Origin of the sequence: Streptomyces sp. NPDC014733, from assembly GCF_043083385.1 — a bacterium.
Lineage (GTDB): Bacteria > Actinomycetota > Actinomycetes > Streptomycetales > Streptomycetaceae > Streptomyces.
Genome location: NZ_JBIBYO010000004.1, coordinates 73599 through 88395 on the forward strand (window position 1 = coordinate 73599; position 14797 = coordinate 88395).

Sequence of the window (14797 nt, forward strand, 5' to 3'; positions counted from 1 at the left end):
CGGGGAGGTCGGTCGGGTCGGGTTGCGACGGGGGTGTCACCACGGGGCGCGGTAGCCGGTGGTGAGTTCGGTGCCGGTGTGGCGCCAGCGCGGTTCCTTGTCCACCGTCTTGAGGGTGATCTCGCGCAGCTTGCGGATGACGCCGCCGTAGAGGCCGCTGGCGGTGGTGGAGAAGATGCCGCCGGGCGGCGGGTCCATGAACGGCATGAACTTGTCGGGGAAGCCGGGCATGGTGCAGGCGATGCAGATGCCGCCGACGTTGGGGCAGCCGCCGATCCCGTCCATCCAGCCGCGCTTGGTGACGTTGCAGTGGACGACCGGGCCCCAGCAGCCCAGTTTGACCAGGCAGGTGGGCGAGTCGTAGGTGGTGGCGAACTCGCCCTGTTCGTAGTACCCGCCGCGGTCGCAGCCCTCGTGGACGGTGGCGCCGAAGAGCCAGGTGGGGCGCAGCTTGTCGTCCAGCGGGATCATCGGGGCCGAACCGGCCGCCTGGTGAAGGAGGTAGGTCAGGGTCTCGGCGAAGTTGTCCGGCTGGATGGGGCAGCCCGGGACGCAGACGATCGGGATGCCGGCGCCGGATTTCCAGTCCCAGCCGAGGTAGTCGGGGACGCCCATCGCGCCGGTGGGGTTGCCCTCCATGGCGTGGATACCGCCGTAGGTGGCGCAGGTGCCGATGGCGACGACGGCGAGGGCCTTCGGGGCGAGGCGGTCGATCCATTCGCTGGTGGTGATCGGCTGGCCGGTCGCGGGGTCGTCGCCGAAGCCGCACCAGTACCCCTCGGCCTTGATCGCCTCGTTGGGGATGGAGCCCTCGATGACCAGGACGAACGGTTCGATCTCGCCGCGTTCCGCCTTGAAGAACCATTCGATGAAGGCGTCCGCGCCCTGGACCGGGCCGCATTCGAAGTCGATCAGCGGCCAGTGCACGGCGATCTTCGGCAGGCCGGGGAGTCCCTGGAGGGCGATCTGTTCGATGCTGGGCTGGGTGGCGGCGGTCAGCGACACGGAGTCGCCGTCGCAGCTCAGACCGGCGTTGATCCAGAGGATGTGGATCGGCGCCGCCTCCTCCGTACCGGCGGAGGGCGGGGCGGTGGAGCCGTTCGGAGCCGATGGTGCTGCATCCATGAGGATGCCTCCTCTGGGGTCCGGGGCAGGAAAGGCCGCATAAGGCAGATAACGTGCCTGCTGCCCGTGATAGCAGCCGACACGCCGCGTGACGCCGTCGAGCGGGGCAGTCCAGTGATGCCCGTACGGCAGTCCGGGGACGGGGTGCGGACCGGCCCGCCGGGGCGCGGGCCGGGGCCCTCGGCGCTCTCCCGCTCCGTGCGGTCCGGAGTATTGACGCGCCCCGGCGCGGGGTCCACGCTGTGGAGCGATTGGTCTGGACCATCTCCACTCTCCGGGAGGTCATGTGCCCACCCGTCACCCCCGCGCGCTCGGCGCCGTCACCGCCGCGGTCTGCCTCGCGCTCACCGCCGCCGGTACGGCGCTCGCCGCGGGCCGCCCCACCGCCCCGCCGCCACAGGCCCTGGGCGGCAACTGGTACGCGGCCGCGCCCTATCTCATGCCGCTCGACAACGACCCGCCGGACGCCGCAGCGGTGATGGACGCCACCGGCCTCAAGGCCTTCCAGCTCGCTTTCGTCCTGGCGCCGAACGGCGGCGGCTGTACGCCGACGTGGGACGGCACCGCCCCGGTGGAGTCGGACACCGCGGTCGCCGGGGTGATCTCCGCGATCCGGGCGAAGGGCGGCGACGTCTCCGCCTCCATCGGCGGCTACGGCGGCACCAAGCTCGGACAGGCCTGCTCCACCCCCGAGGCGACGGCCGCCGCGTACCAGAAGGTGATCGACACCTACGCCCTCAAGGCGCTCGACTTCGACCTGGAGGAGCCGGAGTACGAGAACACCGCCGCCATCCACAACGAGATCGGTGCCGCCAAGATCCTCCAGCAGCGGAACCCCGGGCTCTATCTCTCGGTCACCACGGCGGGGACGGCGGACGGCACCGGCTGGTTCGGCAAGCAGATGCTGAACGAGGCGAAGTCCCAGTCCTTCACCCCGGACAACTTCTCCGTCATGCCGTTCGACGGCGGCTTCGACGGCGCCGATTCCCAGACCGCTGCGCTGGTGAAATTCCAGGACGTCCTGCGGTCCACCTTCGGCTGGGACGAGGCCACCGCCTACGCCCACGAGGGCATTTCCCAGATGAACGGCCGCAGCGACACCGGGGAGTACTTCACCCAGGAGGACTTCCGGAAGGTGCTGGACTTCGCGACCGCCCACCACATGGCGCGCCTGACGAACTGGTCCGTCAACCGCGACCGCGAGTGCACCCCGCCGGACAACAACGGCCGCACCTCCGGTACGTGCAGCAGCGTGCCGCAGGGCGCGTACGACTTCACCGCCTACTCGGTGAAGTTCGCCCAGGCCACCGGGTGAGAGCGGTCCGTCCGGCCGGCCGGGCCCCGTGGGGCCCGTCCGGCCGGACGGACCCGCCGTCCCGGGAGCGTCGTCAGCAGCTCAGGTTGGCGCCGGGCTCGGTCCCGAGGATCTTCACGAAGTTCTGGTAGTTGTCGATCCGACTCTGCACCTGGCCGGGGTTGCCGCCGTTGCACTCGATGGTCCCGTTGATGGCGCGGATCGTCTCGCCGAAGCCCGCGCCGTTGACCATCGCGTCGTGCGGCGTCATGGTGCCCGGGCCCTTCTGGGTGTTCCAGTACCAGAGCGCGGTCTTCCAGGCGACGGCCGGATCCTGCTCGACCAGCGACGGGTTGTTCAGCAGGTCGATGCCGAGCGCGTCCCCGGCCGCCTTGTAGTTGAAGTTCCAGCTCAGCTGGATCGGGCCGCGGCCGTAGTACGCGGCCTGACCCGCCGGACAGCCGTAGGGCTGGGTGGCGTCGCAGTAGTGCGGGTAGTTGCCGGTGTTCTGCTCCACGACGTAGACGAGACCGCCGGTCTCATGACCGACGTTGGCGAGGAAGGCGGCGGCCTCCTGGCGCTTGACGGTGTCGCTCCCGGTGTTCGCGAACTCCGGGTAGGCACTGAGCGCGTCGGTCAGCCCCTGGTACGTGTAGAACGCGTTCCGGTTCGGGAACATCTGGTTGAACTGCGCCTCGCTGACGACGAAACCCTCCGCCTTGGTCGCGGCCTTCGTACAGGTCAGAGCGGTCGGGGCACATCCGGGCGCGGCCCCCGCAGGGGCGGCGGGCGCCAGTACGGCCACTCCCGCGGCGAGAGTGGCGGCGCCGATCAGGGCGGCGATACGTGATCTCATCGGGAACTCCTTCGTGCGACCGCCCGCCGGGCGGGAGCACCGGGCCTCATGGGCTCCGGGCCACCGGGCGGGAAGCGGCCGCTGTGGGGGAATTGCCTTACCGAGCAGGCCTGCCGGGCGGCATCGCCGCGCAGGCCGGGTGGAACACCACGGCACGCGAAAAGGACCGCGAACCGGCTGCGGTCTAGACCAACATCAGGCTAGAGGCGCCGCGCGGGGTGCGTCCATACCGCGTCACGGACGAGCGAACTCTCCGACCGTGCCCCGTATCTGACAGCGCATCAGTACGCCGTGCCGCGCCCCGCCCCACCGGCGCACACCGATGACCGTCACACGCTCTCCGCTGCCCGAATGCGCCCGCTCGCCCCCGTCCCGACTTGAACATCCTGGTGGGAAGCCCGGAGACTGGACGGGCCCGGCTCCCTCCCGCACGCGGTGATCCCGGCATGCCCGCACGGCGGCGCTACAGACCCAGACCACAGCACTATCCGTTGGAGGCCCCATGCCGGTGTCGCGTGGCGACACACTGAGGGTCGAGACCCTCGGGCCGCTTCGCGCGTACGCCGGCGACCGGGAGCTGACCCTCGGCCCCCCGAAGCAGCGCGCGACGTTCGCCATCCTCGCCCTGCGGGCCGGAAAGGCGGTCTCCCGTGACGAATTGATCGACGGCCTCTGGGGCGAGTCGCCCCCGGCCACCGCGGTCGGCAGCCTCCACACCTACGTCTCCGGCCTCCGCCGGATACTCGCCGGCCCCGGCGACCCACCGCTTCCGACGACCAGCTCCGGACAGGGCTACGCGCTCCGCCTCGCCCCCTCGCACCTCGACGTCGTCGTGGTGGAACAGCTGGCGGAGCAGGCCCGCGGCAGCCGGGCCCGGCAGGAACCGGCCGCCGCCGTCAGCGCCTACGACCGGGCGCTGGCACATTGGCAACCGGGCTCCCCGCTCAGCGGACTCCCCGGCCCGCTCGCCGCCGCACACCGGACCCGGGTCTCGGAACTGCGGCTGAGTCTGCTGCTGGAGCGCGCCGAGTCCCTGCTGGACCTCGGCGAACCCGAGCGGGTGGCCGACCAGTTGCAGCGGCAGCTCCCGGACCACCCGTACCACGAACGGTTGAGCGCCCTGCTGATGACGGCCCTCAACCGGAGCGGCCGCACCGCCGACGCCCTCGCCCACTACCACGGCCTGCGCAGACGCCTCGCCGACGATCTGGGGATCGATCCGACGACGGAGCTGCGGACGCTGTACACCTCGCTGCTCACCGACCCTCCGGCCAGCCCGGCCCCGGCGGTCGCCGAGCCGGTCAGACCGGCCCAACTGCCCCAAGGTGTGGGAAGGTTCACGGGCCGCGCCGATTCCGTGCGGCAGGTGCTGGACGCGGCGCGCGAGACCGCGCCCGGGGCGTCGCGTATCGCGATGATCGTCGGGGTCGGCGGCGTCGGCAAAACCGCGCTCGCCGTGCACTGCGGCCATCAGCTCGCCGATGCCTACCCGGACGGCCAGTTGTACGTGAACCTGCGGGGCTTCGACCCCAAGCGCCCGGCCGGCACACCGGCGGACGTGCTCCATCATCTGCTCACCTCCCTCGGCGCCGGGGCGATCCCCGCGGGCGAGGAGGCGCGCATCGCGCTGTGGCGCAGCCTCGTGCGGAACAAGCGGCTGCTCATCGTCCTCGACAACGCCGAGTCCGCCGATCAGCTGGACAGCCTGCTGCCCGGCGGCGGCCCGTCCTTCACCCTCGTCACCAGCCGCAATCGGCTCGGCGGTCTCGCGGTCCGGTACTCCGCCCGCCGGGTGACGCTGTCCCCGCTCGACGCCGGGGAGTCCCTGGAACTGCTCTCCGACGCGATCGGCGGGTCCCGGGTCGGCGAGGAGGCCGCGGCGGCCCGCCGCCTCGCGGAGCTGTGCGGGCATCTGCCGCTGGCGCTGCGGATCGTCGCCGACCAGGTGTCGGCGGGCCCGCGACCGCAGATCGCCGACCTGGTCGCCGACCTGGAGGACGTATGGCGCCGGCTCGACGCACTGGAGATACCCGGCGACGAGCTGGCCTCCGTCCGCGGGGTGCTCTCCTGCTCCTACGCCAAGCTCCCCGCCGAGGAGGCGCACGCCTTCCGCCTCCTCGGCCTGTTCCCGGGCGGCAGCATCCGGCTGGAGACGGCCGCCGCCCTGCTGGACGCCCCGGCGCCGGCCGCGGCGGACGCGCTGCGGAGCCTGGCCGCCCAGAATCTGCTGGAAATCTCCGGCAGCCGCTATGTCATGCACGATCTCACCCGCATCTACGCGGAGGAGGTGTGCCGGGGCGGTGAGTCCGCCGCCTCGCGGCGCGGAGCGCTGGAGCGCGCGCTCCGCTGGCATCTGCAGACGCTGTCACACGGCCGTACCCTCGACGAACCGCCCCTGCCGTTCGCCGTCGAGGCCGACCCCGCGGGCGGTGAACCGCCGAGGTTCGCGGACCGGCAGGAGATGACGGCCTGGTGCGCCCAGGAGTGGGAGAACCTCGGTCCGCTCGTCCGCACGGCACACCGGATCGGCTGCCACGACGCGGCCTGGCAGCTGACCTACCTGCTCTTCGACTACTTCGCCACGGCCGGACAGGCCCAGGACTGGGCCGAGACGCTGCGGATCGGCCTGCGCAGCGCCGAACTGACCGGGAACCGCACCGCCGAGGCCGCGCTCCTCAACCACCTGGGCGTGGCCCACTCCCGGATGGCGCGGAACGACTCCGCCGTGGAACAGCTGGAGCGCGGGCTGCGGCTCGCCGACGAGCTCGACGACGATCTGCTGCGTACCAGCCTGCTCGGCAACCTGGCCGCCACGCTGCGGGACACCGAACACCCGGTGGCACTCCGGTACGCGGAACAGGCGTTGACACTGGCCTGCCGGACCGGCTCCGCGTACCACCGGTCCGGCTGCCTCGACGTCCTCTGCGGACTGCACGCCGCGCACGGCGAGTTCGAGGAATCGGTGCGCTACGGCGTTCCCGGTCTGGAGGCGGCACGGCGCTCCCGGGACCCGCTGCTGGAAGCGAATCTGCTGATCAACCTGGGCCTGGCGGAACACGGGCTCGACGACACCGAGACGGCCACCCGGTACTTCCGGGACGCGCTCGCCCTGTGCTCCGCCAACGGCGACCGCTATCACGAGGCGTTGGCTCTCTCCGCCCTGTCCCGGATGGCGCGGCCGACGGGGTTCCAGCGGACGGCCGAGGATCTGGCGGACCAGGCGCGGGAGAAGGTGGCGGAGCTGGGCACCGCGGAGGCCGCCGTCGTCACCGGCCTCGTGGCCTCGTTGGACGCCATCGGCGCGGGCCCGGCGGCACCGATCCGCTGTACGGCGCTGGGCGGCGTCACCCCGCTGCGCTGATCGCGCTGCCACAGCACCACCGCTTCGACCCGGCTGCCCGCGCCCAACTGCCGGAAAATGCGGTTGAGATGGTTCTTCACGGTCTTCTCGCTGAGGCTCAGCCGTTCGGCTATCTCGGCATTGCGGGCGCCGCGGGAGACCAGGGTCATCACCTCGTGCTGACGCCGGGAGAGGGCGGACTCCGCGGACCCGGAGGCGTGGTCCGGTGTCTCCGGCGCCGGGGCGGGTTCGGGCCGGTCCCCCGGGTCGGTCGCCGGGCCGGTGTCGCCGGCCTGGTCGACCACGTTCAGCCGGTACTCCGCGCACAGCCGCCGCGCCGCCTGCGGGCCGCGGCGGACGATGCCGCCCGCCCGCCGCTCGGGCACGGCCTCCAGCACGGGCCGGGGAGCGGCGGTGCCACCCGTCGGCCGGACATCGACCTCGACGTACGGCATCTGGACGATGTCCACGTCGAGGTTCTTGTCGGCGAAGACCTGCTTGATCCGAGCCAGGATGTCCGGGCTGACGATGGCGATGCGTATCCGCTCGGCGATGTTCTGCTGGAGGGAGGAGGTGGCACTGGCGCTCATATCCTCAGCGTGCCGGAAGCGGCTTCATGTTCTCTTCATACCCGCCTCATGCGGGTGCACCGGCTTCGCCGGCCGGTGGTCCCGCCTCCGCCGCGGGGGCCAACGTGTCGAGTTCCGCGAGGACTTCGTCCTCGGTCGGGGCGTCGATCCGGTTCGACCAGCGCAGCGTCGACACGATCATGTCGAAGAGCAGCATGACGGCCTTGACCGGCTCGGCCTCCAGGTCGCCGTCGGTCAGCACGGTGTAGGTCAGGAGTCCCCACACCCCGGGCGCGTCCGGATTGGACACGTAGTACGAGACCCGCCAGGACGGCGCCTTGCGTCCCGCGCGGGCGCTGTCCACGACGGCGGTGAGCCGGACCGCCGGTGCCTGGCCGATCTCCAGGTAGCTCCCGGAGTCCCCCGCGTCGGCGAGGATGGACGCCAGCAGGGCCTCGGCGTCCTCGTCCTCCTCACCGCTTTCGATGACGGTGACCACCAGGGACCCGGGCAGCTTGACGCCGTTGAACTCGCGCAGCGGCAGCAGCACCGAACGGGCGCCCTGCCGGGCGGCCTCGTCGGTCGCCTCGATCAGCTCCTTGCGGAGCATCCGCCGGAACGGGCCCGCCTTGTCGCGCGGCAGCGTATCGGGCAGGTGATGGCGGATCAGCTCGTCGACGACCCGGCCGCGCAGCTTGGTGGTGTCCGTGGTGGTGGGGATCTGCACCCAGCCGTCGGGCAGGACCAGTTCGAAGTCGATCACGACCGCACCTCGTTCTGCGGCGCCTGGAAGGCGAGCCGGGCCCGGCCGCCGTCGGGCTGCGGCACACTTTCCTCCGCGATCTGCTGCATCAACTGCTCCACTCCCGAACCGATGACGGCCATCAGTCCCATGTCGAACACCAGCGTCGACAGCAGGACGTCCACACCGATGTCCGTGCCGTCGGCGCCCTGGGGGATGTCGAGGCGCAGTGCCGCCCCGATGCGTCCGTAGGCCGCGCCGTCGTCCGTCCGTCCCAGGGCGAACACCCGGAACCCGTCACCGCTCAGGGTGGTCACGTACTCCACCGTGGGCGGCCGGGTGTCCCCCTCGGCGCCGCCGGCGCCCATCAGCTCCAGGAGGTAGTTCGGGTCGTCGGCCTCGGGCCGGTGGAACTCCACGACGACCGGGACGGGTGCCCAACGCGGCGCGCCCTCCTCCAGGAACGCCGCGCCCCAGGCCAGCCGGGACCAGGCGGGCAGCTGGGCCGCGCGCTCGCGGAGCCAGGCGGCGATGGCGAGTCCCACCGCTTCCCCGGTCAGGGGGAAGTCGTCCGGGACCTCCTCCGCCCAGGACTGCCGGGCGGCGGCGTCCAGCCCTTCGGCCGTCCACTCGGTGAAGAGTTCCGTCACGTGCCGGGCCCAGGGGTCTTCCTCCCCCTCGCCCGGCACCTCGCCGGGCACCCATTCCCAGTGCCAGGGGACATCGGTCAGTGCCGAAATTTTCTCGTTCATCGTTTCTCCCCTCGCCTCAGGTCGCCGCTACGCCGGGTTGACATCGGGGATCCATTGCATGTTGCGTCCGCCGGTGTAGATCATTCCGCCGAGGCCGACGGCGCCGTTCACACCGCCCCAGACGTACCAGAGCTTGTTGATGTTCCCGAGGCCGGCTGCGTTCACGATGTTCGCCAGGTCGCGCGCGCCCTGGATGCCGGCGATGGTGCTGCCGAAGTCCTTGCCGAACGTGAGCGGGTTCTTGCCCAGGTTGCCCCAGAACTTGCCGACATCCTTGAACTGGGCCCCGGTGGAACCCCAGAACCCCTTGTCGGGGGTGGGGAAGCCGCCCTTCTTCAGCAGCCAGTCGGAGGCCGGGTTGTTGAACCACTCCGACAGGTTCCGCCAGTTGGCGGCGGCGTTGTTCGGGAACGGGTTGTTCGGGCCGAACGGCCTGGAGAAGTTCGGCACCGGCCTGCCGCCCCCGACCGCACGCCCGCCCGGCCCGAGCGGGACCATCTCGATGTTCTTCCCGCCCCCGGCGATCGGGCGGAAGCCCCATTTGCCGAGGGTGGTGAGCTTGGCGGTGTTGGAGATCCCCTTTGTCACCACCGAGGCGATACCGCCGAGACCGGCGAGACCGACACCGACGGAGGCCATGATGACGTCGAGGAGGCTGCCCTTGCCGTGGGCGTAGAGCACGGAGCTGGCGACGAGTGAGACCACACCCGCCGCGATTCCCGCAAAGACCAGGAGGTTCACCCCTGGAATGAGGATCGCGAGGACGCCGAGGACCAGGCCGATCCAGCCGAAGATCTCACCGATCTTCGCCAGCACGGCATCGATCTTGTCCTTGGTGGAGTCGGTCAGACCGTCGTCGTACTTCTTGCAGTTGACCGCGTCGCCGAAGCGCTTGCCCGCCACATTCAGCGCGTTGACGGCGTCGTCGAGCCGCTTCTTCGCCGCGGCCATCTTGTCGTCGGCGCCCTTGGTGGCCTTGTTCTTGGCGTCGCCCTTGGCCTTCTCGTCGGCGGAGATCTCGCCGTCGTCGTCCTTCTTGGCATCCGGCATGCCCTTGGCCTTGGCCTGTTCGCCCTTGGCCTCCTCCGCGTCGGTGCGCGCCGCCGCGGTCTCCTTCAGGGCGTGATCCAGATCCGGCTCGTACTTCTTGATCTCGCTCGCGACGTCGCGGTAGCGGACCCCGGCCTTCTCCAGACTCTCCTTGATCGACTTGGCGTCGTCCTTGAGCCCCTCGACGTACTTGCCCACCAGGCCGTCGCTGCCGGACGAGACGACCTTCTCCAGCTTGGCGACGGCGTCGTCGATGGTGTCGGCGATGAACTCGTAGCGCTTCTGCGAGCTCTCGATCCGGTCGGGGTCCGCGTTGTGGACGGGGTCCGAACTACGGTCCAGTGGCGACCAGTCCAGTTTCCTGACTGACATCGGCTCTCCTCAGCTGTCCTTCTTGAACGTGTCCAGCAGCTGCTGATCACCGTCGGCGAAAGCCTTGTCGAGCTCGGACACCTTGTCGCGGAAGCTCTTCATGCTCTTGACCATGTCGTCACGGTGGACGGTCCAGTTGTCGGCGAAGTCACCCATCGAGAGATTGGCGTTGAGCTGTCCCCAGAGACCCTTGTCGTCGTTCTGGAAGTCGAGCGCCCCCTCGAACTGGCTGATCAGTTCGCTCAGGTCGCTGGCCAGGGTGCCCAGGTCCTTCACCACGAGGTCTGCCATCACTGCCCCCTACGGTTGTCCGCGGCCGCCGTGGGAGGGACCGCCGTCGGAATCTGTGTGGTCATCAGGGTGCCGCTGCCCAGGTGCAGCAGGCCGGCGCCCGGCACGACCTTCGGTGCCACCTGGGCACGGGTGAGCCGGACGCCCACCAGGTCGCCGTCGCCCAGGTTGGGCGGCGACAGCAGGACACCACGGCGGTTCTTCTTGATCTCCGACTGCCAGCCGGAGAAGCCCACGCCCACGGTGGCGACGTCACCGCCGATGATCACGCCACGGTTGCTGCCGGACGCCTTGCGGACGAACGTCTTCAGCCAGTCGCGGCAGATCAGGTCGCGCCACACCTCGGCGTCGTCGACCACCAGCACCACCGGGCCCTCACCCGGGTCGAGCAGTTCGGCGAACTGCTGCTCGGTGGGCTGCTCGTCGGTGAGGACGCCGCGGACCCCGGCCCGGCCGGCGAAGGCGCGCAGCGGGGAGTTCATCGGCGCGCCGATCACCACCTCGGCGCCGCCGCGCAGCAGCGACTCCGTCATGACACCCAGCGCGGTGCTGCGGCCGGAGCGGGAGGGCCCCGCGACCAGGAAGGTCGGCTGGTCGCCACGGAGGTCGGCGCCGACCGGTTCGAGGTCGTCGCCGGCCACGCCCACCAGCGCCCACATCGGCTCGGGTGTGCCGACCATGTCCCAGGCCTGCTCGAAGGAGAGCTCGGTCGGCATCACCGCGATGCGGTTGGGCCGGGCCGACTTCGGGACCGCGGCCTCCCGCTCGATCAGCCGGTCGGCCAGCGCGTGCACCGCGGCGACCTGCGCCGGGCCCGACGGGTCGGCCGCGACCAGCGCGACCTGCGTCTCGACCGCGTTGATCGCGCGGTAGCCGCGGCCCGGCGGCAGGTTCTCGGGGATCTTGCGCGGGTTGAGCCCGGCCAGGCTGGCGTCCGTACGGTCCGAGAGCCGCAGGATGAGCTTGTCCTCGCAGAGCGACGCCATCCGGCCGCTCAGCAGCATCCGGTCGCCCGCGATGACGAGGTGGACGCCCGCGCTGCCGCCTTCACGGTGCAGGGTCTGGATCGTCTCGGCGAGCGTGCCGCCGTCGTACTCGCCGAGGGTGCCCATGAAGCCCTCCCAGCGGTCCAGCAGCAGCACGATGTGCGGGAGCCGCTCCTCGGCGGGCCGGGCCGCCCGCTGCTCGGCGACGTCCGCGAACCCGGACTCACCGAGCAGCCGCTGACGGCGCTGCACCTCGTCGTGGAGCCGCTTGAGCAGCCGCACCGCGCGGTCGGTCTCCGTGCGCTGCACCACCGCGCCGCAGTGCGGCAGCCGGCTCAGGGAGAGCAGCGCGCCGTTGCCGCAGTCGAGCCCGTACAGATGGAGATCGGTGACGCTGGAGGCGCTGGCCGCGGCGGCGGCGAAGGTGCGCAGCGCCGCGGAGCGGCCCGAGCGGGGGGCGCCGACGATGTGCAGATGGCCGAAGGTGGCCATGTCCACCGTCGCCGGTTCCTGGAGCTGCTGGGTCGGCAGGTCCTGGATCGCCCAGGAGAACACGGGGTCCTTGCCGGAGCCGTAGACCGGTTCCTTGGCCAGTTCGACCACCGGGGACAGCGGCAGCGGCGGGAGCCAGGGGCGGCGCTGCGGCGGGATGTTCAGCAACTCCCCCGCCTGGCGTACCGACTTGACCAGGACCGACAGGTCGGTCGCCTCTTCGGTCTCCCCGGCGGCGCGCGGCCGCTGCGGTGCCGGCAGCCCCAGGTCCAGCCAGGAGACCGGCTGGAGGAACGGCGCGACGACCTGCTCGGACCGGTTCGCGGACGGGCGGCGGCCGCCGACCCGGCCGGTCTGGAAGGGGATCAGCGAGCTGTGCCCGAGGCGGGCGTAGGCCCGGCCGGGGGTCGAGGCGGAGATGTTGGCGGCCTCGGCGTCGTCGATGACGTCGGTGCTCTCCCCCGCGTCGGTCACCCGCAGCGCGATCCGCAGGTTGGTGTTGGCGCGGATCTCCGAGGAGACCACGCCGGAGGGCCGCTGGGTGGCCAGGATCAGGTGGATGCCGAGGGAACGGCCCCGCTGGGCGACGTTGACCAGACCGGTCACGAAGTCCGGCAGTTCCCGTGCCATGGAGGCGAACTCGTCGATGACGATGAGCAGCCGCGGGATCGGCTTCAGTTCGGGCCGGCGGGTCGCGTAGTCGAGGTAGTCCTCCAGGTCCTTGGCGCCGGCGGCGGCGAGGAGTCGCTCACGGTGGGTCAGCTCGGCGCCGAGCGAGGTCAGGGCGCGTTCGACGAGGTGCGGGTCGAGGTCGGTCACCAGCCCGACGGTGTGCGGCAGATGGACGCACTCCTTGAAGGCGGCGCCGCCCTTGTAGTCGATCAGCACGAACGTCATGGCGTCCGGGCGGTTGGCGACGGCCAGGGACGCCACCAGCGTCTGGAGGAACTCCGACTTACCGGAGCCGGTGGTGCCGGCGACCAGGCCGTGCGGGCCGTGGCTGACCAGGTCGAGGGAGAACGGTCCGTCGAGCGTGTAGCCGACGACGGCCTTGGTGCTGCGGCCGCCGCCGCGCCACACGCCGGCGACGGAGGCGGCGTCGGGCTCCTCCATGCCGAGGGTCTCCAGCAGACGCGCGGAGCCCGGGAGCGCGGATTCGCCCTGGTTCTTGCTGACGTCCCGCAGCGGGGCGAGGTGACGCCCGGTGGACTCGTACCAGCTGTCCACGACCTCGTCGGCGAGGATGCCGTCGATCTGGTCGGCGCGCTGCTGCCGCAGGGTCGCGGGCAGGCCCGCGCCGCCGACGACGACGGTGGCGCACTCCTCGGGGAGGGTCCGCTCGTCGCCGTCCACGCAGATGCAGTAGACGCCGACGGCGGGGCCTTCGCGCAGGATGGTCACCACGCCGGGCAGGGCGCGCAGCCGCCGGGCGCCGTCCATCACGACGACGATGTCCGGGTCGCTCAGCACGACCTGCGAACCGGCCTGGAGCCGTACCTGCTTGCGGACGTTGATCAGCTCGATCAGCTCGGCGACGCGGTGGCTGAGGGTCTGGGCGTCGGCGCCGACCAGCGCCAGCGCCTGCTGCCCCAGCAGGGGGCGGGTGTGCGGCAGCCAGGCCGCCCACTCCCACAGCCGTTCGCCCGCCGGGTCGGTCAGGACGTACAGCTGCATGTCGCGCGGGCTCTGCAGCACGGCCAGCTGGCCGGCCAGCCAGCGGGCCATCTGCCGGGGCCACTCCTCGTGTCCGGCGACGCCGACGACGCCCGCGTGGGCGAGGGAGAAGGCGACCGGGACGTCCGGAGCGGCCCGCAGATCGCGGCGGTGCCGGCCGCCCGCGGCCTCCTCCTCCACCATGACCTGGGTGGGGAGGTCGGCGATGCCGACGCGGACCAGCAGGTGGTCGGGGTCGACGCGGCGGCGTTCCCAGAGCCTGGCGTGCGGGCCGGTCGCGATGACCTGCAGCTCGCCGGGGTCGGGGCTGGCGGTGCGGCGGTCCAGCCGCTCCTGGTCCAGCGCGTCGGCGATCTCCTGCTCGATCTCGGCCCGCTGCTGCTGGAACTCGGCGATCTTGCGGCGGTGGCCGACCTTGCCCTGACGCCGCCCGGAGATCCAGTTGCCGATCATCATGACCGGGGACATACCGGCCATGAGCAGGAACATCGGGTTGTCCGACACCAGCGCGATCACCCCGCCGAAGACGGCGGGCAGGGACGCGGCGAGCCACGGCAGCGCGTTCGGTGTCGGAGCCTTGGGCTCGGCGGGGAGCCGGAATTCGGTGCGCTTGGTGGGCGGCAGCAGCCGCGGCGGACGGTTGTAGTCCAGGTACTCGCCGTCCGGAGAGGGGTCGACGATGGCGTCCGGGCTCCGGACCGGCTGCACCTCCAGCAGGGTGTCCCCGCAGCGCAGTTGCGCATTGGGCTCCCAGCGGACCTCGTGCCCGGGCAGCGGGACGCGGTCCAGCTGGGAGTCGCCGGTGGAGGCGGAGAGGTGCACCGTCGCGTCCAGGAAGACCCGGATGACGGCGACCTGGGCCGGTTGGTCGCGTCCCAGCCGGACGCGGCCACGGGAGCCGATCACGTGCTCACCGGCGTCCAGGTGCCACACCTGGCCCGCTCCCGTGCCCGCCACCGCCCGGACGGTGACCAGTCCTGCCCGTTTCCTGGTGCCCTTGCCGGGCCGGTCCAGCCACAGGACGCTGCCGTCGTGGATACCGCTCTGCGAGAGGGACTGGTCGAGGTCGAGCAGCTGCCCGTCGAGGTAGACCTCGGGCAGTTGGGCGCCGCCCGCCACCCCTACGCTGGCCAGCAGTGTGCGGACGACCTCGCGCAGGACGGTGCCGGGATCCGCGTCCACGACCAGATCGGCCGACACGTCCGGTTCCCGGGCGATGGTGATCATCATGGGCATGGCCGCTCCCTCTCGCTG

Annotated in this window: 8 protein-coding genes and 2 pseudogenes; 2 read left to right on the forward strand and 8 right to left on the reverse strand. The window is 71.4% G+C overall.

Translation table 11 applies throughout. The features are described from left to right. Positions 1–36: 36 nt before the first annotated feature. Positions 37–1125: a hydrogenase expression protein HypE gene (locus tag ACF1BH_RS11730; protein WP_391642282.1), complete on the reverse strand. Its 1089-nt coding sequence runs from the start codon at positions 1123–1125 to the stop codon at positions 37–39. Between the two features lie 286 nt (positions 1126–1411). On the opposite strand from ACF1BH_RS11730, the pseudogene ACF1BH_RS11735 reads away from it, so the two are divergent. Then, positions 1412–2434, forward strand: a pseudogene (locus ACF1BH_RS11735) (chitinase); the annotation flags it as partial. Between the two features lie 79 nt (positions 2435–2513). Here the strand turns inward: ACF1BH_RS11735 and ACF1BH_RS11740 are convergent. Then, entirely contained in the window at positions 2514–3275 is a 762-nt protein-coding gene (locus ACF1BH_RS11740; protein ID WP_391642283.1) for a chitinase, read from the reverse strand. A gap of 502 nt (positions 3276–3777) precedes the next feature. Between ACF1BH_RS11740 and ACF1BH_RS11745 the strand changes: the two genes are divergently transcribed. Next, a complete protein-coding gene (locus ACF1BH_RS11745; protein ID WP_391642284.1) occupies positions 3778–6636 on the forward strand; it encodes a BTAD domain-containing putative transcriptional regulator in 2859 nt (952 codons plus the stop codon). Between the two features lie 23 nt (positions 6637–6659). Here the strand turns inward: ACF1BH_RS11745 and ACF1BH_RS11750 are convergent. From ACF1BH_RS11750 to ACF1BH_RS11775, 6 genes and pseudogenes are all read right to left on the reverse strand, one after another. Continuing rightward, positions 6660–7205: pseudogene (locus ACF1BH_RS11750) on the reverse strand (LuxR C-terminal-related transcriptional regulator); the annotation flags it as partial. Between the two features lie 46 nt (positions 7206–7251). Then, the gene (locus ACF1BH_RS11755) at positions 7252–7947 is read right to left on the reverse strand and encodes a hypothetical protein (protein WP_391642285.1); all 696 of its coding nucleotides are present in this window, start codon (positions 7945–7947) and stop codon (positions 7252–7254) included. Further along, positions 7944–8678, reverse strand: coding sequence for a hypothetical protein (locus ACF1BH_RS11760; protein ID WP_391642286.1), 735 nt, complete (start codon positions 8676–8678; stop codon positions 7944–7946). Before ACF1BH_RS11760 ends, ACF1BH_RS11755 begins: the two co-directional genes overlap by 4 nt. A 27-nt stretch (positions 8679–8705) precedes the next feature. After that, positions 8706–10100 carry a hypothetical protein gene (locus tag ACF1BH_RS11765; protein ID WP_391642287.1) on the reverse strand — a complete coding sequence of 465 codons (1395 nt, stop codon included), beginning with the start codon at positions 10098–10100 and terminating at the stop codon, positions 8706–8708. 9 nt (positions 10101–10109) lie between these two features. Continuing rightward, positions 10110–10391: a hypothetical protein gene (locus tag ACF1BH_RS11770; protein ID WP_391642288.1), complete on the reverse strand. Its 282-nt coding sequence runs from the start codon at positions 10389–10391 to the stop codon at positions 10110–10112. Beyond that, the gene (locus tag ACF1BH_RS11775) at positions 10391–14779 is read right to left on the reverse strand and encodes an FtsK/SpoIIIE domain-containing protein (protein WP_391642289.1); all 4389 of its coding nucleotides are present in this window, start codon (positions 14777–14779) and stop codon (positions 10391–10393) included. Before ACF1BH_RS11775 ends, ACF1BH_RS11770 begins: the two co-directional genes overlap by 1 nt. Positions 14780–14797: the final 18 nt, after the last annotated feature.

Excerpts from the sequence above, each read along its gene's own strand:
- ACF1BH_RS11730 (WP_391642282.1), bottom strand. The coding sequence starts at position 1,125 with ATGGATGCAGCACCATCGGCTCCGAACGGCTCCACCGCCCCGCCCTCC.
- ACF1BH_RS11740 (WP_391642283.1), bottom strand. The coding sequence starts at position 3,275 with ATGAGATCACGTATCGCCGCCCTGATCGGCGCCGCCACTCTCGCCGCG.
- ACF1BH_RS11765 (WP_391642287.1), bottom strand. The coding sequence starts at position 10,100 with ATGTCAGTCAGGAAACTGGACTGGTCGCCACTGGACCGTAGTTCGGAC.
- ACF1BH_RS11760 (WP_391642286.1), bottom strand. The coding sequence starts at position 8,678 with ATGAACGAGAAAATTTCGGCACTGACCGATGTCCCCTGGCACTGGGAA.
- ACF1BH_RS11770 (WP_391642288.1), bottom strand. The coding sequence starts at position 10,391 with ATGGCAGACCTCGTGGTGAAGGACCTGGGCACCCTGGCCAGCGACCTG.
- ACF1BH_RS11775 (WP_391642289.1), bottom strand. The coding sequence starts at position 14,779 with ATGCCCATGATGATCACCATCGCCCGGGAACCGGACGTGTCGGCCGAT.
- ACF1BH_RS11745 (WP_391642284.1), top strand. The coding sequence starts at position 3,778 with ATGCCGGTGTCGCGTGGCGACACACTGAGGGTCGAGACCCTCGGGCCG.